Raw genomic sequence first — 18,453 nt, 5'->3', positions numbered from 1 at the left:
AATATCCGGTAGCTCCGTGGCTACCTCCGCTCTCCATGAATACGGCGATGATTTTGCCAAATAATGGACAACGCCAAGTCTTTCTGCGGTAACGCCCCCGGCACCCGCACGGCCGGTCGGTGGGCGCGTGGGAGCTCGGCCTGCGCCCTGGAGGGGCGGGCACGACAGAATTCTCCGTGTGATGTTGGTGGGCAGGAAAGAGGCGCTCGGCGCTGTCGAAGGGGTGCTGGCGGCCGGGGCCGGGTGCGTGGTGGTCGAGGGGCCCGCGGGGATCGGCAAGAGCCGCCTGTTGGAGGCGGCGGTGGCGCTGGGGCGGTCACGGGGGATGAGCGTGGGTGCCGGGCGGGCCACCGAACTGGATCGGGTGGCACCGCTGTCCACGCTGACCCGCTCGCTCGGGATGCTTCGGGAACACGGTTCACCGGGCGCTCTGGAAGGAACCGACGGCTTGCGGCGGATCGAACGGATCGGAGATGCCGTCGAACGCCTCGCCCGTCACCGTCCGCTGGCGATCGTCCTGGACGATGTGCAGTGGGCCGATGAGCTGACCTGCCTGGCGCTGCGGCACCTCATACCCTCGCTGGCCGCCTCGCCCGTGATCTGGCTGCTGGGACGCAGGCCCTTGCCCGAGCAGGAGGCGGTGGAACAGCTCATCGCCGAGGGCGCCCGAAGGGTGGTGCTGCCCCCGCTCACCCTGGATGAGTGCGCCGAGCTGAGCGGGCAGATCCTCGGGGCGGAACCGGACGCGTCGGTGACGGAATTGGCCCGGGCCAGCGGGGGCAACCCGTTCCTGCTGGAGGAGGTGCTGACGGGACTGCGCGACGAGGGCCGGGTCTCGGTGACCGATGGCGTGGCCGCGATCGCGGGCGCGGTCGGCGGGATCGAGTTGCCCGTGAGACTGGTCGCGGCCGTGGAGAGGCGGTTGCGGGATCTTTCTGGGGAGGCGCGGCGGTTGCTGGAGGTGGCGGCCGTGTTGCGGCGGCCGTTCACGGTGCACGAGGCCGCCGGGATGCTCGGTGTGCCGCCCGCGCGGCTGTTCTCCTGCCTCGAGGAGGCCGTGGGCGCGGGGGCGGTGGTCGAGGACGGGGAACGGCTGGCGTTCAGGCACGACCTCATCCGGGAGGCGGTGTACGGCGGCCTGACGGCGCCGATCAGGACGGCGCTGCACCGGGAGGCGGCGGCTGTGCTCCGGGCCGAGGGCCGTCCGCCCGCGGAACTGGCCGAGCACCTGCGGCACGGGGCCAGGCTGGGGGACGTGGCGGCGATCGGCGAGCTTCGGGCCGCCGCCGAGGAGATGATGTCCGTCGCCCCTTCGGCTGCCGCCGACCTGATGTTGCGGGCCCTGGAACTTGCGGGATCACCTGGCACCGGCCCGGGCGATCGGGCCGAGCCTCCCGCGTTCCGACAGGGTGAGCACGACGGACGGGGCGCCCCGGGCACTGGGCGCGATGGCCGGGCCGAGCCGCCGAGACCCGGCCCGGATGGGCGCAACCGCGGAAGGCGAGAGGCCGGCGGGCTGGACGCGGGGCTGGTCGCCGGGGTGGTGCGGTTGCTGGCGTCGGCGGGCCGGTTGGAGGAGGCGCGGCGGGTGGCCGACGCGCCCGGGGCACCGCTCTCCGCGGCCGAGGAGGCCGGGATCGTGCTCGGGCTGGCCGAGGCGCTCAAGCACGCCGGGGACGATCACGGCGTCATCCAGCGGACCGGACGGGTGCTCGGCAGGCCGGGGGTGCCGGTTCTGGAACGGGCGCGGCTGCTGGCCGTACGGGCCCATGCGTTGATGATGACGGGCGGGATCGACGCGGCCGACGTCGCGGCGGCGCAGGCCGTGGCGACCGGCGAGGTGTTCGCCCAGGTGGTGGGGTTGCAGGCGCGGTCCACCGTGGCGTTGTTCCGCGGTGAGCTGGATGGCGCGCTGCGCCACGCCGAACAGTCCGTACGGCTGGCCGATGCCGCGGGTGGTGAGGTGGCGCACCGGCATCCGCGGTTGTGGCTGGGGGCGGCGTTGGAGGAGGCCGGACGGCGGGGGGAGGCGCTGGCGATCTACCGCTCTTGCGGGGTCGTCGTCGCCGGGCGTCGCGGGGCTCCCGGCCGAGGATGGGAGGCCTTGACGGCCGCCGAGTTGCGTGTGGTGCGGCTCGTCGCCCGGGGGATGACGAATCGGGAGGCGGCGGCCGAGCTGTTCCTGTCGCCGCACACCGTCGACAGCCATCTCCGGCATGCCTTCGCCAAGCTCGGGGTGAGCAGCCGCGTGGAGCTGACCCGCCAGGTACTGGCCCACGAGCCCGCCGACTAGTTCCCGCCGGGTGGCGGCGGCGCCGTGGGGACGGGCAAGGCGAGCACGTCCCCACGGCGCCGGTCATCACTGCGGATCGGCGAGGCGCGGCAGCAGGAGGGCCGCGTCCCGCTCGGTGAGCTCGATCCCGAGGTGGTCGCGCAGCCACCCCGCCAGTTCCGCGCCCGTCGCGAAGGTCACTCCCTCCAGCCGGATCCGCTCCCCGGCCGTGGTCCGCTGGGCGAGCACATGCCGGACGAAGGGCGAATGCGGATGTGTGGCCACGTGGTAGTTCGCCACCTCGAAGTCGCTCGGATAGTTCGGCTCATCCTGGCGAAAGGCGTACAACTCCATCTCTCCCGCGTGCAGCACCCAGAAGTCCCCGTCCCGCCCCAGCCGCCACCGCCAGGGCCCCGACTCCACCGTCGCGCCCTCCTCGAACGCGATCGGCTCCACCAGCCCTTCTCCGCCGAACCCGACGTCCGCCACCCAGACCCGCCCCTCGACCGGCACGGTGAGCATGGCGTGCGAGCGGGGCAGGTGGTAGCGGCCCAGCCGGATCCTGGCCAGGTGACGGGCAGGGGTGAAGCCGAGGCGTTCGAGGGCGGCGGCGAACAGCAGGTTGTGCTCGTGGCAGTAGCCGCCGCGCCCGCCCGTCACCAGCTTGTCCTGCAGGCTGCCCAGGTCGAGGCCGATGTCGCGGCCGAGGATCACGTCCAGGTTCTCGAAGGGGATGGAACGGACGTGTCCCAGGTGCAGCGCGCGCAGCGTCGCGAACGTCGGGGTGCGCGGCCCGGTATAGCCGACGCGGTCCAGGTAGGCGTCAAGATCGAGCTTCTCGATGTCCCATGTCATGGGATCAACGATGGCGCGGGCGGGACGGGGCTCACATCACGTGTTCGCGGGATTCGTCGACAGAACCAGTCTTATGGCGAAATTTCGGTATCCGCCCCGTTCGAACGCCCGCGCCATCGGCACGTTCCCCGCGTCGGTGTCCGCCACGATCCGCTGAACCCCGCGTTCGGCGTGGAGGCGGGTGATCTCGCCGAGCAGTTCTTCCGCGAACCCGTGCCCGCGCCACTCCGGCACCACGCCGAGGTAGCTCACGACGGGGCCGGCGTCGTTCGCCGACGGCAGGGCGACCCCCACCAGGTCGCCCTCCGGCGTGTACGCCAGCCGCCACCACGCCCGCTCCCCGCGCATCGACCTGTAGTCGCGGACGTCCTGGCGGGCCTGCGCCACGGGGTCCATGGTCGTCAGGGCGTGACGGGTGTGGAAGTCGAGGGTCCCGACGGCCACCCGCCGGAACGCCTCCACGAAGACCTCGTCGTCGTCCTGCCCACGGAACACCAGCCGTCCCGAGGGCTCCGGGACGGGGGCGTCCGCGGTCCACTCATAGCGCAGGCGCTCCAGTTCCTCGGTCAGCCCGGCGCGGCCGGCGGCCTCCCACCGCCAGGCGACGGCCGGGCCGGTCTTGGGGTTGTCGCGCCAGCCGTTGGAGACGAACACGTGGTACTCCGGAGCTTCCCCGAACGCGTCGTGGGCCCGCCGCAGCAGCTCGGCGGCCAGGCCGACACGGTCATCGACGCGAGGGTGGACGTACAGGCAGTCCAGCGCGAGAGGCCGGTGGCCGTCGGGGAAACCCCACCACACGGCCCTGGCCAGGACCTCGCCGGCCTCGTCCGTGGCCAGCCAGATACGGTCGAAACGGTAGTTGCCGCTCTCCAGGAACGACAGGAGCCGGTCGGGATGGGCCCAGCTTATGGACTCGTCGACGACACAGCCGAGCAGGCGGTCAAGGTCAGCCTCGACCGCAGGACGGAAAAGCACGATTCCTCCGAGAAGTAGAAGCGGGCGCAGTGAGCGCCCGAACCAAAGCCGAACATCTCTGCGCCTCCTTTCTTCGGACTTTTCGGCGTGCGATGGCACTCTAGCGGAAATATCACGAAAGGATGGGGCTGTGAGGTCCTACGACGACGACACGCTGCCTCTGCAGCCCCCGATCCGGCTGCCCGGCGAAGCCACACTCGCGGCCGCCGTGCGCGCCGCCCCGCTGGCCGAGGAACTGGAGCCGGCGGGCTCCGACGCCGAGGTGCTGGCCGCCTGGGCGGACCACTGCCGCGAACGGCTGGCCGCCGACGAAGGGCTGCTGCTGGAGCTCATGAGGATGTTCCTGTCGCGGGAGCCGGTCGAGGACGGCGTCCCCGAGACGCTGACAGGGCTCGGCCTGGTACGGCGCACCGAACCGTACACGCTGACCTGGCTCGGCCTGTGGGTGGCACGGCTGATCGTCGCGGAGACCACCGGACAGGACGTCCCGGTCATGGGCACGCTCGCCGACGCCGACGCCGCCGGCCTGCTGCACGGGCTGCGCTCCTACCCCGAGGCCGACCGCGGCGAGGAACTGTCCGGCTGGGTGAAGGGGCGCGACGACGCGGTGAGCGAGATCACCTCGGTGCTGGCCACAGTCAGCCCGCTGAGCAGGGCGGTCGGAGTGGAGCTGCTGTCGTCGGACTTCGGCGAGGAAGGACGGCTGGCGCTCGCCGCGCTGCTGGATGAGCCCAAACTGGGCGCGGTGATCGCCGCCAGGACCGGCCGCGACGAACGCCGGCCCGCGCCGGACGAAATCGCCTGGGTGCTGGTGGACATGGCGGCGGCGCTGCTGGAGTTCGGGGGCGAGAGCGGTGAGGTGATCGAGTCGATCGCCATGGGGATGGACGCGGAGGAGCAGGCGGGGACGATCGCGATCCTGGCGTTCGGGGAACACCCCTGGACGGGGCGGGTGCTGCAGGTGTTCATCGACCGCCATCCGGACGAACGGGTGGTCGCCTCGGCCCGCAAGGCCCTGCGCCGGCTCCGCGGCCTGGCCGACGTCCGGAGCTAGAACGGCATCCGGCTGTGACGCGGGGGAACCGCGTTGTGAGGGTGGTGGGCGGCGGTAGAGTCGGCGTGGTGATGAAGCACGCGATCTCCCCGCAGGCCGGCATCGTCGATGACGCGTACGCCTGCGACTGCGGCGTCCTGCTGGCCGGCCGGATGACGGCAGAGCTGCACGCGGCCGAGAACGGACTCTGTTCGGCGTGCCTCGGTTCCGCCGACGAGGAACTGGTGCCCGGGGTGACACGTGGTTGCACCGCGTGCGTGGCCACCGGGCGCCGGAAGGAGCAGATCACCTGGCAGCTCGCCTGCGCCGAGGCCGAGCACCTGATCACGATGACCATGGTGCGTGGGATCGTCGCGGGGCTCGACGGGCCGTTCCGGCTGTCGGAGATCGCCGACACGGTCCGCGCCGGGCTGGGGCTGCCCGCCGGGCGGCTGCCTGTCGGGCCCCGGGTGCGTGATCTGCTCCTGGAGTTGCAGGCGGTGGGCGAGATCACGATGTTGTCGGCCCCCGATGAGCTGGTCGGGACGGACATGGTCCTCTACCGCGACCCGCAGTGGCAGCGCGCCCGCACCCTGGGGCTGTGACCCTCTGCCGTCCCCGGCAACCGCCGGTCAGGCGCGGCAGAGGATCTCGCCGTGCAGGATCGACAGCCAGCCGTCCTCCGCGGCGGCCCACTTCAGCCACCCCTGCGAGATCCGCCGCAGATCCCCTTCGGTGGCGGCTCCCGTGGCCAGCGCCTGCCGGGCCATGGACGAGTGCAGGACGCGTTCCGCCCACATCCCGCCCCACCAGGCGCGATCGTCCGGTGTGGCGAAGCACCAGGTCGAGGAGGTGGCGGTGATGTCGGTGAATCCGGCGGCCCGGGCCCAGGACAGCAGTCGCCGCCCGGCGTCCGGTTCGCCGCCGTTGCCCCGCGCGACCTTCTGGTACAGGGCCAGCCATTCGTCCAGCTCCGGCAGCAGCGGATACCACGTGAACGCCGAGTAGTCGCTGTCCCTGGCCGCCACGTACCCGGCCGGCTTGGTCACCCGGCGCATCTCCCGCAGCGCCCGCACCGGATCGCCCACGTGCTGCAGCACCTGGTGCGCGTGGACGACGCAGAAGGTGTCGTCGGGGAAGTCGAGCGCGTGCACGTCGGTGACCGTGAAGTCCACGTTCGTCAGCCCTCGGGCGTTCACCTCGGCCCTGGCCAGCTCCAACGCCTCCGCGCTGACCTCGGACGCCGTCAGGTGCCCGGTCCGCGCCGCCAGGTCGGCGGTGATCGTGCCGGGGCCGCTGCCCACGTCCAGCACCTTCATGTGCGCTTTGAGGTGGGGCAGCAGGTAGGCGGCCGAGTTCGCGGCGGTGCGCCAGCGGTGCGAGCGCAGCACGGACTCGTGGTGGCCATGGGTGTAGACGGCATCCATCGCGAACTCCCAACCGAAGACGACGGCACCGACTTTACCCCTGGTCTCATTATTCAGGAGATAACGTCTTGCGATATGAGACGCTTGGAGCGCCCATAGACTTGTGCCGACACGTTCACAAGATGAGGAGAGGCGTTGGTCGTGGGAGAGGTCCGGCCGATCGTGCGTGTGGGCGACCCCGTGCTGCATCACCCGTGCGAGCCGGTCACCCGGTTCGACGGCGAATTGGCGGCGCTGGTGGACGACATGTTCGCCAGCATGTACGCGGCGGAGGGCGTGGGCCTGGCCGCCAACCAGATCGGCGTGCCGCTGCGCGTGTTCGTCTACGACTGCCCGGACGCCGACGGCGAACACCACAAGGGCGTCGTCGTCAATCCGGCGCTGGAGCTTCCCGAGGTCGGCGAGCGCCGCCTGGACGCCGGCGACGAGGGCTGCCTGTCGGTGCCCGGCCAGTACGCGCCGCTGCCCCGCGCCGACCATGCCGTCGTGCACGGGTTCGACGCGGACGGGGAGCCCGTGACCGTCGAGGGCACCGGACTGCTGGCCCGCTGCCTGCAGCACGAGACCGATCACCTCGATGGCTACCTGTACATCGATCGCCTTCCGGCCAAACGCCGCAAGCAGGTGCTGGCCGCATACAAGGAGGAGCATTCCACTATCGCGGACATATCACCGCTATAGTGGAGAAATGCGCAGTGAAGGGGTTCTGTCCAGTGGCCTGTCGATGGCCGAGCTCGGGCTGCGGATCCGCACCGAGCGCCGGACACGCGGCCTGTCCATCGATCGCCTCACCGAGCTGAGCGGCATCAGCAGGAGCATGGTCTCGGAGGTCGAGCGGGGCACGAAGACGCCGACCGTGCTCGTGCTCGACCGCCTGGCCACGGCGCTCGGCACCTCGATCGGGCGCCTGCTCGACGAACCCGCGCACCAAGCCATGCGGGTGCTGCGCCATTCCGGGCAGCGGGTGCTGCGCGACCCGTCCGGCTGGGAGCGGCGGGTGCTGTCGCCGGTGCTGGAGGACGTGGAGTTCGAGTTCATGCGCACCACGATCGGGCCCGGTGTGGACGCGGGCGAGTTCGCGCCGCACGCGCCGGGGTCGCGGGAGTACCTCGCCGTCGAGAGCGGCAGCCTGCGCCTGACGATCAACGGCAGGCCGTACGAGCTGGGGACCGGCGACTCGGCGTACTACCCGGGCGACTGCCGTCACGCCTTCGCCAACGACGGCCCCGCCGACTGCGTCTACTACCTCGCCATGGAACTGGGCGCAGCCGGTCAGCACGATCCCCGGACCGTGCGGCACGACCCCCACACCGGGCAGCACGACCCCTGGAAGGAACCGCTCGATGGATGAACTCCACCCAACAGAATTCCACGCCAACCTGGATGGTCCTGGCCCGAACCAGCCAAGAGCCAATGAGCTCCGTGCCAATGCGCCGGGCGTCAGCAGGCCGGGCCCCGGTCGACCGGGCGCCGAAGAGCTGGGCGTCAGCGGGCTGGGCGTCGATGGGTCGGGTGCTGAAGAACCGGGCGCCGACGAACAGGGCGTTGGTGAGCTGGGCGTCGGCGGGTCGGGCCCCGGCGGGCGTACCGGTACCGACCTGGGGCGGGTTGGTGGCAGGGCGGTGGAGATCGTGGCCGAGCATCTGGCGGCGCTTCCCGCCCGGCCCGTCTGGCAGCCCGTCCCCGACGCCGCCCGCGCCTGGTTGGGTGAGCAGGATCTGCCCGAGACCGGCCGCCCTCTCGATGACCTGCTCGACGACGTCCGCGCCCGCGTTCTGCCGCACCCCATGGGCAACGGTCATCCCCGGTTCTTCGGCTGGGTGAACTCCCCGCCCAACCCGGCGGGCGTGCTCGTCGAGCCGCTGGCCGCCGCCCTCAACCCGAGCTGCGCCGGAGGCGACCACGCGGGCCCCCACCTGGAACGTTCCGTGGTGCGCTGGCTGGCCGACCTGGTCGGCTTCCCGCATCCGCCCGGCGGCGGACTGCTGACCAGCGGCGCGTCCATGGCCACCGTGATCTGCCTGGCCGCCGCCCGCCAGCGGGCGGCGCTCGCTGACGGCTGGGACGCTCGTGAGGAGGGCCTGTCGGCGCGCCCGCCCATGATCATGTACGTCACGGAGGAGGGCCACAGCTGCCTGCACAAGGCGGCCCAGCTCCTCGGGATCGGCGCGCGCAACGTCCGCACCGTGCCGGTCGACGGCTCATACCGGATGGACGTGGCGGCGCTGCGCGAGATGATCGCCGCGGACCGGGCGGCGGGGCTGCGGCCGTTCTGCGTGGCGGGCAGCGCGGGCACCGTGAACTCCGGCGCGGTCGACCCGCTCGGCGAGATCGCCGACGTGGCCGCCGAGCACGGACTGTGGTTCCACGTGGACGGCGCGTACGGCGCGCTCGGCGTCCTGGCCGACGGCGCCGCGCCGCACTACGCGGGCATGGAACGAGCCGACTCGCTGGCCCTCGACCCGCACAAGTGGCTCGGCGTCCCGGTGGGCTGCGGCTGCGCCCTGCTGCGCGATCCGGGGGCGGCGCGGGCCGCCTTCAGCCTGGTGCCCTCCTACCTGGTGGACGACAACGCCGATGATCTCGGATGGTTCGCCGAGTACGGACCCGAACAAACCCGCCCGTTCCGGGCGCTGAAGACCTGGGCCACCATGTCGTACCTCGGCCGGGCCGGGATCACCCGCCTGGTCGACCACACGACGGGACTGGCCCGCACGCTCGCCGCCATGGTCGAGCAGGCCCTCGACTTCGAACTGCTCGCCCCGGTCACCACCTCGATCACCGCCTTCAGGCACCGCCCGCGTCCCGACGGCCTGGACGCGCTCAACCGGGCGATCCCCGGCGCGGTCCAGGCGCGCGGGAACGCATTCATCACCGGCACCAGGCTCGGCGGGCGCGAGGCGCTGCGCGCCTGCTTCCTGCACCCGGACACCACCGAGCGGGACCTGGCCGTCCTGCTGGAGGAGATCAGGCTGGCCGCCAAGGGCATGTAGCCGGAGGAGGTCAGGCTGATCGCCAAGGGGCGTGTGGTCAGAGGAGGTCAGGCTGATCGCCAAGGGGCCTATGAGAAGGTCAAACGGCGGCCCCGACACGCGCGTTGAACGCAGATAACGGACAAAGTCCGTGAACGGGGCATCCGCCGGGGTAGAGGGCCGCTGGGCCGACACCAGCAGGAGGTTCCCATGGCGGAGACCGTGGCAGATGTGATGACGTCCCACCCGGCGACGGTCGAGGCCGACCAGCCCGTATCCGCCGCCGCGGCGCTCATGCGCGACAACGACCTGGGCGCCGTGATCGTCAACGACAACGGGCGCATCCACGGCATCATCACCGACCGTGACATCACCGTGCGCGTGGTGGCCTGGGACAAGCCGCCGCAGACGCCGGTCCGCGAGGCCTACAGCCCGTCCGTCGAGGCCGTCGGGCCCGACACCAGCATCGACCAGGCGGTACGGCTGATGCGCTCGCACGCCGTACGCCGCCTTCCGGTCGTCGAGGACGGCCGCGCCGTCGGCATCGTCAGCCTCGGCGACCTCGCGCGCGCACGCGACCCCCACTCCGCGCTCGCCGACATCTCCGCCGCCGAGGGCAACCGGTAACGTGGCCGGGTGGTCACCGTCGAGGATGTACGCCAGTTCGCGCGCACGCTCCCGCGCACCTCGGAGCACCTGATCAGAGACCGCGTCAAGTTCCGGATCGGAAAGATCGTCTACGTGGCGTTCTCGCGCGAGGAGACGCTGATGGGTTTCGCGTTCCCCAAGGAGGAGCGCGAGGCCCTCGTGGCCGCCGAGCCGGAGAAGTTCCTCATGCCCGGGGAGTCGGACCTGCGTTTCAACTGGGTGGTGGTACGACTGGCCGCCATCGACGTGACGGAGATGCGGGAGTTGGTCCTGGAGGCGTGGCGGATGTGCGTGCCGAAGAAGGTGCGCAGGGAGCAGGAACTGGCCGCGGGGCCGTGAGCGCCTTTGACCTGCGGAAAAAGGTGTTTGCCGAAACAAGTCTCTTCTGCGGGGCAGGCCGGTGGAAGACTGGGTTTGACGGAGGGGGGATGTCATGATCGAAGTCAAGAGCATCGACAAGCCGGACGAACGGCGTGACTTCCCGCGAGGTCACCTGGAGATCTGCCACCTGAGCGGGCTCGACTTCTGCTGCGCCACGTTCGAGCCGGGCTGGCGCTGGTCCGAGTCGGTCAAGCCGATCGCGGGGACGGATTTGTGCCAGGTCCACCACAACGGCTTCGTCGCCGCCGGACGGATGCGCCTGCGGATGGAGGACGGCACCGAGTCCGAGGTGGGGGCCGGCGAGGTGTTCGTCTGCCAGCCGGGCCACGACTCGTGGGTCGTCGGAGACGAGCAGACCGTGGTGTACGACTTCGCGGGCGGCATGACCGAATACGCCAAGGCGAAGGAGAGCTGAGCTGAGACCGCCGCGCGACCGGGCAACGCCCGGCCGCGCGATCTTTGGGACGCCGTGCTTACGCCCCTCAGACCGGCCTTGAAGAGCGGTGGACCGGGTCAGAGGTTCTCCCGGCGGACCGAGGCCAGGAAATCCTCCACCCGCCGCCGATCGGGACGCTCAGGCAGCGTGCACCGGGTCGCCGCCAGTTCGGCGGACAGACTCTGACGCCAGGCGTCCACCTCGGCCCAGGGCACCTCGCCCCGCTTGATCGCCAGCAACCGCTCTCTGTGCGGCCCCACCTGGATGAGCGGCTCGCCGTGCCGCACCAGGTGCAGGGCGCTGAGCAGCAGTCGCAGCATGTGCATGGTCCGCTTCCAGGCGGGCGCCGCCGGATCGAGGCGGCGCAACTGGGCGTCGGAGTAGCCGGCGAACGAGTGCCGCACCTTCTCCGACACGAACGCCGTGCGCAACTCGCGCAGCCGCCGTCCCGCAGGGGTGATCACCTCGACGATGGGGGACCACAGGCACTCCAGGACGGTGGGGTTGGCGTCGAGGGCGAGGACGCAGAAGCGTTCGACCTCCCACGAGAACTGCTCGGGCAGCGGCCCGTCACGGTGCGTGGGCGGTTTGTCCAGACGCCAGAACGCGGCCGTCGGCGCCGCGTACACTCCGCGCCGGTCGGTGTCGGAGTCGTCGGTCTCCAGCCCGTACGCCCGAGATCCCATGACGACGGAAAGGATCAGGTCATCGTTCATCCCCCATATCTTGCGCCATGGGGCGGTGGGCTGATCTGATCGATAAGTGCGCGGTTATGACGAGGTATACCGGCAAAGCATCGAAAGGCCCGAGGAGTTCTGGGCGGAGGCGGCCCGGGGCATCGACTGGGACGTGGCGCCCGCCACGGTGACCGGCGACGGCCGATGGTTCCCCGACGGGCGGCTCAACACCTGCTACAACGCGGTCGACCGGCACATGGAGGCCGGACGCGGCGGGCAGGCGGCGCTGATCTACGACAGCCCCGTCACCGGCACCGTGCGCACCATCACCTACGCCGAACTGCTCGACGAGGTGGCCAGGACGGCGGGCATGCTGCGCGACCTCGGCGTCCAGGCCGGCGACACCGTGGTGATCTACATGCCCATGGTGCCCGAGGCGGTCGTCGCGATGCTGGCCTGCGCGCGCCTCGGCGCGGTGCACTCGGTGGTGTTCGGCGGGTTCGCGGCAGGCGAGCTGGCGGTGCGGATCGACCACGCCAAGCCCAAGGTCGTGCTCTCGGCGTCCTGCGGGATCGAGCCGGCCCGGGTGGTGGCCTACAAGCCGCTGCTGGACGCCGCGCTGGAGCAGGCCGCCCACCGGCCCGGCCACTGCGTCATCCTGCGCAGGCCCCAGTGCGCGGCCGATCTGGAGGAGGGCCGCGACCTCGACTGGGAGAGCACCGTACGCGGCGCCGAGCCCGCCGCCTGCGTGAGCGTGGCGGCCACCGACCCGCTGTACATCCTCTACACCTCCGGCACCACCGGCCTGCCCAAGGGCGTCGTGCGCGACAACGGCGGCCACGCGGTGGCGCTGCACTGGAGCATGGCCAACGTGTACGGCGCCGCCCCCGGCGAGGTCTACTGGGCGGCCTCCGACGTCGGATGGGTCGTCGGCCACTCCTACATCGTCTACGCGCCGCTGCTGGCCGGCTGCACCACCGTCCTGTATGAGGGCAAACCGGTCGGCACCCCCGATCCGGGGGCGTTCTGGCGGGTGGTGGCCACGCACGGGGTGCGCACGCTGTTCACGGCGCCGACCGCGATCCGCGCCATCAAAAAAGAGGACCCATCCGGCAATTTCGCGAAAAAGTGGGACCTGTCCGGGCTGCGCTACCTCTTCCTCGCCGGCGAACGCCTCGACCCCGACACCTACCACTGGGCCTCCGACCTGCTCGGCATCCCCGTGATCGACCACTGGTGGCAGACCGAGACCGGCTGGCCCATCGCCGCCAACTGCGTCGGCATCGAGTCGCTGCCCATCAAGGCGGGCTCGCCCACCAAAGCCGTCCCCGGCTGGGACGTGCGCGTCCTCGACCCCGACGGCGAGCCGTGCCCGCCCGGCGTCGAGGGCGCGGTCACGATCAAGCTTCCCCTGCCGCCCGGCGCGCTGCCCACGCTCTACCGCGACGACGCCCGCTTCCACGCCTCCTACCTGGAGCGCTACCCGGGCCACTACCTGACGGGCGACGGCGGCCACCTCGACGCCGACGGCTACCTGTATGTGATGGGCCGCATCGACGACGTGATCAACGTGGCCGGTCACCGCCTGTCGACCGGCTCCATGGAGGAGGTCATCGCCTCCCACCCCGACGTGGCCGAGTGCGCAGTGATCGGCGTGGCCGACGAGCTGAAGGGCCAGCTCCCGGTCGGTTTCGTGGTGCTGAAGGCCGGCGCGGAGCGCGACCCCCAGGACGTCGAGCGCGAGCTGACCGCCCTGATGCGCGAGCGCATCGGCCCCGTGGCCGCCTTCCGCCGCGCCATGGTGGTCTCCCGCCTGCCGAAGACCCGTTCCGGCAAGATCCTGCGCGCCACGATGCGCGACATCGCCGACGGCAACTCCTACACCACGCCGTCCACCATCGAGGACCCGGCGGCGCTGCCCGAGATCGCCCGAGCTGTGAAAAGAACCTGACGCGATCACCACATACGTCGCATGATGGGACACCCCAGTCCCGGGAGGAGGCCATGATCGAGACCCCGAGCTACGCCGACGCCCTGAGAATTCTCGGCTGCAAGACCGGCAGGCTCGTCAAGGTGATCGGGTTCGCCTCGGCCGCCGCCCGTACCGGCTGGGCCCTGGCGGGCGGGGCCCAGCTCGCCCCCGGCCTGGCCGACCTGCGCGAGGAGATCGTCCGCTACGGCGAGGACGTCGTCAGCCGCATGCCCGAGCTGCGCAGCGGCGTGGACCGCCGCACCCGCACCCAGCGCCTGGCCGCCGCGCACGCCGTCATCGTCGTCTCCGCCTACTTCGAGGCGTTCGGCGAGGCGAAGCTGCCCTTCACCCTCGACCAGCTCGACCGCGCGGGCAAGATCTCCCGAGGCGTGCCCACGCCCGAGCGGTTCGCCAGACTCGTGGCCGAGCTGCTGCTCGAACGGCTGCCCACGCCCGAGCCGCACCTGCCCTACGCCGAGACCCGGCTGGAGGTGGAACGTGCCTACCTGCGCATGTCCGAGGCCATGGCTGGATATGTCGGAGCCCTGTCGGTCTGGGATGATCTGCCGGTCGATGACCGGTTCCTGCTGCCCCGCCTGCTCGCCGAAGGGCCGCCCGCGCACGCGCTGCGCATCTACGACGAGGACTACCGGTCGCTCACGCTCGACAGCCACGAGTTCGGGGTGCGCAGCCTGGTCACCGAGAAGCCGGCCCCGGCCACCGCCCTGTCGCGGGTGGCGTGGCTGCTGGCCGAGCTGGCCCCGCCCCGCGTCGGCGACGGCCCCGTGGTGCACCGGGCCAGGATGGCGGCCAACGCGCTCGACCGGCCGCTGCTGATCGCCGGCAAGCCCCCCGAGGACGTCTCCCTGCCGCTGCTCGGCGAGGGCTACCTCAGCCCCCGCTTCCGCGTCGCGGAGCTGACCCGCGAGGCCATGCCCGCGCAGCGGAGCTGGTGGGCCGGCCGGCGGCTGCTGCCCGACGGCGAGGCGTTCCTGGTGGGCCACCTGACCTCGCTGCGCGCCGCCCAGGCGCCGCTGCTGGTGCTGGGCGAGCCCGGCTCGGGCAAGACCAAACTCGCGGAGGTCCTGGCCGCCCGGCTGGCCAGATCGGAGTTCCTGCCGATCAGGGTGGAGCTGCGCGGCGTGGCGGCGCGGGCCGGCGTCACCGAACAGATCGAGCAGGCCATCGCGGAGATGCTGGGGGAGGAGGTCTCCTACGCCGACCTGGTGGCCGCCGGGGGCGGGGCCATGCCGGTGGTCCTGCTGGACGGGTTCGACGAACTGGTCCAGGGCGGCATCAACCGCTACGACTACCTGGAGGACGTCCAGGACTTCCAGCGCCGGGAGGCCGATCTCGGCCGGCCGGTCGCGGTGATCGTGACCAGCCGCACCGTCGTGGCCGACCGGATCAGGTTCCCCGAAGGGCTGCTCGCGCTGGAGCTCCAGCCGTTCGACGACGAGCAGGTACGCCAGTGGCTCGACATCTGGGACCAGGCCAACCGCGCCCTGCTGGCCAGGCGCGACCTGAAGCCCCTGCCCGCCGAGGCGGCGCTCGTCCACGGCGAGATGGCCAGGCAGCCGCTGCTCCTGCTGCTGCTCGCGCTCTATGACGCGGGCGGCAACGCCCTGCAGCGCGACCACGGCCCGCTCGGCCGCGCCCGCCTGTATGAGGTCCTGCTGCGGGACTACACCGAACGCGAGACCGGCGGCGCCCGCCGGGTGATGATCGACCAGGAGCTGGTCATGCTCGGCGCGGTGGCGCTGTCCATGCTGGCCGGCGGTCGCCAGGTGATCACGGACGAGGCGCTCAACAGGAACCTGCCCGCGCTGTGCCACGGCGGCGAGGACGACGGCGAGCAGGACACCCAGATCGACTGGGCACGCCGGGCCACCGAGCGCTTCTTCTTCGTCCGCAGGAACGGCCACGCCTTCCTGCACGCCACCTTCGGCGAGTTCCTGGTGGCCTGGCTGGCCATGTACGCCCTGCGCGACCTCGACAGGCGCCGCCGCCTGGCGGGCGACGAACCCCTGGCCATCGTCCAGAGCGTGGACGACGACCTGCTGTACGCCGTCACCTCCCACTCCTGCCTGGCCGAGCGCGGCCCGACGATCGGCTTCGTCATGGAGCTGCTCGACGAGGTGCCCGGCGCGGTGCGGGCCAGATGCGTCACGCTGCTGACCGGGCTGCTGCGCCGCTCCCTGTACGAGCGCCCGCGCCGCCACTTCATCGGCTTCCAGCCCGTACGCCACCCGACGACCCGCCGCCTGGCCGCCTACTCCGCGAACCTCGCCCTGCTCATCGTGGCCGCCTCCGAGCAGCCGGTCACCGTCTCCTCGCTGCTGCCGGGGCCCGACCACCTCGAACGCTGGGCGGCCCTGACCCACCTGTGGAAGGGCCAGCTCGGCCTGGAGGGCTGGACGGGGCTGGTCACCGCGCTGTCGGCGCAGCGGGTGGTGGAGGGCGGCAAGGAGGACGTCATCCTCGGCTCCGGCGAGGGCGGCGCCATGGGCGACGTCGTCGTCGCGGTCGCCACCGGCCACAGCCCCCGCCACCGCCGGCTGCTCGACCTGCTGCTGGGGGCGTTGGGGGAGGGCCGCGCGCCCGCCTACCGCGACCGCGTGGCCATCCTGGAGGAGCTGGTGCGCACCGTGGCCGTCCGCTCGCCCGCCATGCACCGGGCGCTCGGCGCCCTGTGGAACGAAGAGGGCGCCGACCACGCCGGGCTGCGGCCGCTGCTGCTCGCCCTGCTCGCCGACCCCACCGACCGCATGGCGACCTGGGACCAGCTCGTCAAGTCCGGCATCCCGGAGACGGTCCTGTGGGAGATCAAGGAGAGTCAGGGCGCCGACTGATCGACCGGCAGCTCCACGGTGATCGTCAGCCCGCCCTCGTCCCTCGGCCGGGCCGTGACGGTGCCGCCGTGCGCCTCGGCGATCACCCGGACGATCGACAACCCCAGCCCGCTGCCCCGGTCAGAACGCAGCCGGTCGCCGTGCAGCCGGCGGAACGGCTCGAAGATCGTCTCGATCTCGTACTGCGGCACCTGCAACCCCGTGTTGGCCACGACCAGCTCGACCTGCTCGGTCCGCCGCCGCGTCGTCACCCACACCTCGCCCTTGGGGTGGTTGTGCCGGATCGCGTTCTCCACCAGGTTCTGCACCAGCCGCTCCACCAGCACCGCCTCGCCCGTCGTCGGGGCCGAGTCCAGCAGCCGGTGCATGCTCACCTCGCGCTCGCCCGCCTCCTCGGCCGCCTGGTCGAGCACGTGCTCGGCCACGTCCGTCAGGTCGAACGGCCGCCGGTCCAGCACCGCCTGCTCGCCCTCCGCCAGCGCCAGCAGGCCGTCGATGAGGCGTTCGTGGCGAGCGTTGACCAGCAGCAGCGACTCGCCGAGCCGCTTGACGTCCTCGGTGGCGTCCGGCCGCCGTACGGCCACGTCCACCAGCGTCCTGTTGATGGTCAGCGGCGTGCGCAGCTCGTGGGAGGCGTTGGCGACGAAACGCCGCTGGCTGTCGAACGAACGGGCCAGCCGGCCGAGCATCGTGTCGAAGATCTCGGTCAGCTCCTTGACCTCCTCGCGCGGGCCGTCGTAGCCGATGCGCTCGCTCAGGTCGTGGCTCTGGGCGACGCGGCGGGCGGTCTCGGTGACCGATCTGACCGGCTGGAGCACCCACCCGGCGGCGCGCCAGCCGAGCCCGTACGCCCCGCCCGTGATCGCCAGTACGGCGAGCGCGCCGATCGTGCGCACGTTGGACAGGGTGTCGCGCTGGTAGACCTCCCGGACGTGCATCGCCCGCGTGCGTGCGATCTCGTAATAGTCGCTCCCGCGGCGGATCATCCACGAGGTGTTGTTGATGTACTCCGGGGTGAGCAGGCCGCTGCGGTATTCCAGGCTCTGCCGGACGACGACGTACAGCCCGGCCACCGTCAACGAGCCGAGCACGAAACAGATCCCGGCGCAGGCCAGGGCGAAACGCAGGCGGACGCTCATGGGATGCGGTACCCCGCCCCCGGCACGGTCTCGATGACCTGCGGCTCGCCGAGCTTCTTGCGCAGCTTCATCACCGTGGTGCGCACGGTGTTGGTGAACGGGTCGATGTGCTCATCCCAGACCTTCTCCAGCAGGTCCTCGGCCGAGACCACCGCGCCCTGGGCGCGCAGCAGCTCGGCCAGCACGCCGAACTCCTTGCGCGCCAGCGGCACGTACCGGCCCTCGCGGAAGACCTGCCGGTGCGCCCAGTCCAGCCGCACCCCGGCCCGTTCCAGCATCGGCGGATCGGCCGGCCTGGCCCTGCGGCCGAGCGCGTGCACCCGCGCCACCAACTCCTCGAACGCGAACGGCTTCGGCAGGTAGTCGTCGGCCCCCAGCGACAACCCCGCCACCCGGGAGCGCACGTCGCCGGAGGCGGTGAGCATGAGCACCCGGACCAGCCCGCCCTGCCGGACCACCGTCCTGCACACCTCGTCCCCGTGGGTCAGCGGCAGATCCCTGTCGAGGACCAGCACGTCGTAGTCGTGCACGGCGAGCCGTTCGAGCGCCGCCTCCCCGTCGTAGGCGACGTCGACGGCCAGCGCCTCCCCTCGCAGCCCCTCGGCGATCGAGTCGGCGAGCATCCGCTCGTCCTCGGCGACCAAAACGCGCACTGCGCCCCCAAAAAAGATGTTAAATGCCGCCAGTGTGCTCAGGATCGGATAACGCGGGCATAACCACATTCCGAGACGATCAGCGTAGCGACGAAGAGAGGCTGTGGTGGGGTCGTGTGCAAGTGGTGGTTTCTCGGACTCACCTTTGCGAGGCTGACAGT

Annotated in this window: 17 protein-coding genes; 11 read left to right on the top strand and 6 right to left on the bottom strand. The window is 71.5% G+C overall.

The genetic code is table 11. The annotated features are described in order from the left end of the window. The first annotated feature begins 181 nt into the window (after positions 1-181). A complete protein-coding gene (locus tag ACFOY2_RS07965; RefSeq protein WP_379527461.1) occupies positions 182-2,293 on the top strand; it encodes an ATP-binding protein in 2,112 nt (703 codons plus the stop codon). A 66-nt stretch (positions 2,294-2,359) separates the two neighbouring features. Here ACFOY2_RS07965 and ACFOY2_RS07960 read toward each other — a convergent pair whose 3' ends face one another. Together ACFOY2_RS07960 and ACFOY2_RS07955 are read right to left on the bottom strand one after the other, a co-directional pair. Next, positions 2,360-3,127 (bottom strand): arylamine N-acetyltransferase family protein, encoded by a 768-nt coding sequence (locus ACFOY2_RS07960; protein ID WP_379527276.1) that lies wholly within the window; start codon positions 3,125-3,127, stop codon positions 2,360-2,362. Between the two features lie 36 nt (positions 3,128-3,163). Beyond that, entirely contained in the window at positions 3,164-4,102 is a 939-nt protein-coding gene (locus ACFOY2_RS07955) for a GNAT family N-acetyltransferase (protein ID WP_379527275.1), read from the bottom strand. A gap of 130 nt (positions 4,103-4,232) precedes the next feature. Here ACFOY2_RS07955 and ACFOY2_RS07950 point away from each other — a divergent pair, with 130 nt between their 5' ends. Further along, complete coding sequence (locus tag ACFOY2_RS07950; RefSeq protein WP_379527274.1) at positions 4,233-5,156, top strand: hypothetical protein; 924 nt, start codon at positions 4,233-4,235, stop codon at positions 5,154-5,156. 71 nt (positions 5,157-5,227) lie between these two features. Continuing rightward, entirely contained in the window at positions 5,228-5,740 is a 513-nt protein-coding gene (locus ACFOY2_RS07945; RefSeq protein ID WP_379527460.1) for a hypothetical protein, read from the top strand. 27 nt (positions 5,741-5,767) lie between these two features. Here ACFOY2_RS07945 and ACFOY2_RS07940 read toward each other — a convergent pair whose 3' ends face one another. Then, positions 5,768-6,562 carry a class I SAM-dependent methyltransferase gene (locus tag ACFOY2_RS07940; RefSeq protein WP_379527273.1) on the bottom strand — a complete coding sequence of 265 codons (795 nt, stop codon included), beginning with the start codon at positions 6,560-6,562 and terminating at the stop codon, positions 5,768-5,770. Positions 6,563-6,703: 141 nt separating this feature from the next. Here ACFOY2_RS07940 and def point away from each other — a divergent pair, with 141 nt between their 5' ends. From def to ACFOY2_RS07910, 6 genes are all read left to right on the top strand, one after another. After that, positions 6,704-7,243 carry a peptide deformylase gene (gene def, locus ACFOY2_RS07935; protein ID WP_379527459.1) on the top strand — a complete coding sequence of 180 codons (540 nt, stop codon included), beginning with the start codon at positions 6,704-6,706 and terminating at the stop codon, positions 7,241-7,243. Positions 7,244-7,250: 7 nt separating this feature from the next. Next, positions 7,251-7,913, top strand: a complete 663-nt coding sequence (locus tag ACFOY2_RS07930; protein WP_379527272.1) for a helix-turn-helix domain-containing protein — start codon at positions 7,251-7,253, stop codon at positions 7,911-7,913. Beyond that, complete coding sequence (locus ACFOY2_RS07925; protein ID WP_379527271.1) at positions 7,906-9,555, top strand: pyridoxal phosphate-dependent decarboxylase family protein; 1,650 nt, start codon at positions 7,906-7,908, stop codon at positions 9,553-9,555. The genes ACFOY2_RS07930 and ACFOY2_RS07925 overlap by 8 nt, the downstream gene beginning before the upstream one ends. A gap of 189 nt (positions 9,556-9,744) precedes the next feature. After that, positions 9,745-10,161: a CBS domain-containing protein gene (locus ACFOY2_RS07920; protein WP_379527270.1), complete on the top strand. Its 417-nt coding sequence runs from the start codon at positions 9,745-9,747 to the stop codon at positions 10,159-10,161. A gap of 9 nt (positions 10,162-10,170) precedes the next feature. Then, entirely contained in the window at positions 10,171-10,521 is a 351-nt protein-coding gene (locus ACFOY2_RS07915) for an MmcQ/YjbR family DNA-binding protein (RefSeq protein ID WP_379527269.1), read from the top strand. Positions 10,522-10,615: 94 nt separating this feature from the next. Continuing rightward, positions 10,616-10,978: a cupin domain-containing protein gene (locus tag ACFOY2_RS07910; RefSeq protein WP_379527268.1), complete on the top strand. Its 363-nt coding sequence runs from the start codon at positions 10,616-10,618 to the stop codon at positions 10,976-10,978. Positions 10,979-11,076: 98 nt separating this feature from the next. Here ACFOY2_RS07910 and ACFOY2_RS07905 read toward each other — a convergent pair whose 3' ends face one another. Next, positions 11,077-11,715: a nucleotidyltransferase domain-containing protein gene (locus tag ACFOY2_RS07905; protein ID WP_379527267.1), complete on the bottom strand. Its 639-nt coding sequence runs from the start codon at positions 11,713-11,715 to the stop codon at positions 11,077-11,079. Positions 11,716-11,761: 46 nt separating this feature from the next. On the opposite strand from ACFOY2_RS07905, the gene ACFOY2_RS07900 reads away from it, so the two are divergent. Both ACFOY2_RS07900 and ACFOY2_RS07895 read left to right on the top strand, forming a co-directional pair. Then, on the top strand, positions 11,762-13,627 hold the full coding sequence (locus ACFOY2_RS07900; RefSeq protein ID WP_379527266.1) for a propionyl-CoA synthetase: 1,866 nt from the start codon (positions 11,762-11,764) through the stop codon (positions 13,625-13,627). A gap of 53 nt (positions 13,628-13,680) precedes the next feature. Further along, positions 13,681-16,500, top strand: coding sequence for an NACHT domain-containing protein (locus ACFOY2_RS07895; protein WP_379527265.1), 2,820 nt, complete (start codon positions 13,681-13,683; stop codon positions 16,498-16,500). Here ACFOY2_RS07895 and ACFOY2_RS07890 read toward each other — a convergent pair. After that, entirely contained in the window at positions 16,485-17,639 is a 1,155-nt protein-coding gene (locus tag ACFOY2_RS07890; protein ID WP_379527264.1) for a sensor histidine kinase, read from the bottom strand. The genes ACFOY2_RS07895 and ACFOY2_RS07890 overlap by 16 nt on opposite strands. Then, positions 17,636-18,292 (bottom strand): response regulator transcription factor, encoded by a 657-nt coding sequence (locus ACFOY2_RS07885; protein WP_379527263.1) that lies wholly within the window; start codon positions 18,290-18,292, stop codon positions 17,636-17,638. Before ACFOY2_RS07885 ends, ACFOY2_RS07890 begins: the two co-directional genes overlap by 4 nt. Between the last annotated feature and the right edge of the window lie 161 nt (positions 18,293-18,453).

Origin of the sequence: Nonomuraea purpurea (assembly GCF_042650645.1) — a bacterium.
Classification (GTDB): domain Bacteria; phylum Actinomycetota; class Actinomycetes; order Streptosporangiales; family Streptosporangiaceae; genus Nonomuraea; species Nonomuraea purpurea.
Note: the sequence above shows the minus strand (reverse complement) of the source record. Positions and strands in the feature narration are given on the sequence as shown.

Coding starts and splice junctions, on each gene's coding strand:
- ACFOY2_RS07920 (WP_379527270.1), top strand. CDS start 9,745: ATGGCGGAGACCGTGGCAGATGTGATGACGTCCCACCCGGCGACGGTC.
- ACFOY2_RS07910 (WP_379527268.1), top strand. CDS start 10,616: ATGATCGAAGTCAAGAGCATCGACAAGCCGGACGAACGGCGTGACTTC.
- ACFOY2_RS07960 (WP_379527276.1), bottom strand. CDS start 3,127: ATGACATGGGACATCGAGAAGCTCGATCTTGACGCCTACCTGGACCGC.
- ACFOY2_RS07925 (WP_379527271.1), top strand. CDS start 7,906: ATGGATGAACTCCACCCAACAGAATTCCACGCCAACCTGGATGGTCCT.
- ACFOY2_RS07945 (WP_379527460.1), top strand. CDS start 5,228: ATGAAGCACGCGATCTCCCCGCAGGCCGGCATCGTCGATGACGCGTAC.
- ACFOY2_RS07895 (WP_379527265.1), top strand. CDS start 13,681: ATGATCGAGACCCCGAGCTACGCCGACGCCCTGAGAATTCTCGGCTGC.
- ACFOY2_RS07905 (WP_379527267.1), bottom strand. CDS start 11,715: ATGAACGATGACCTGATCCTTTCCGTCGTCATGGGATCTCGGGCGTAC.
- ACFOY2_RS07890 (WP_379527264.1), bottom strand. CDS start 17,639: ATGAGCGTCCGCCTGCGTTTCGCCCTGGCCTGCGCCGGGATCTGTTTC.
- ACFOY2_RS07940 (WP_379527273.1), bottom strand. CDS start 6,562: ATGGATGCCGTCTACACCCATGGCCACCACGAGTCCGTGCTGCGCTCG.
- ACFOY2_RS07965 (WP_379527461.1), top strand. CDS start 182: ATGTTGGTGGGCAGGAAAGAGGCGCTCGGCGCTGTCGAAGGGGTGCTG.
- ACFOY2_RS07930 (WP_379527272.1), top strand. CDS start 7,251: ATGCGCAGTGAAGGGGTTCTGTCCAGTGGCCTGTCGATGGCCGAGCTC.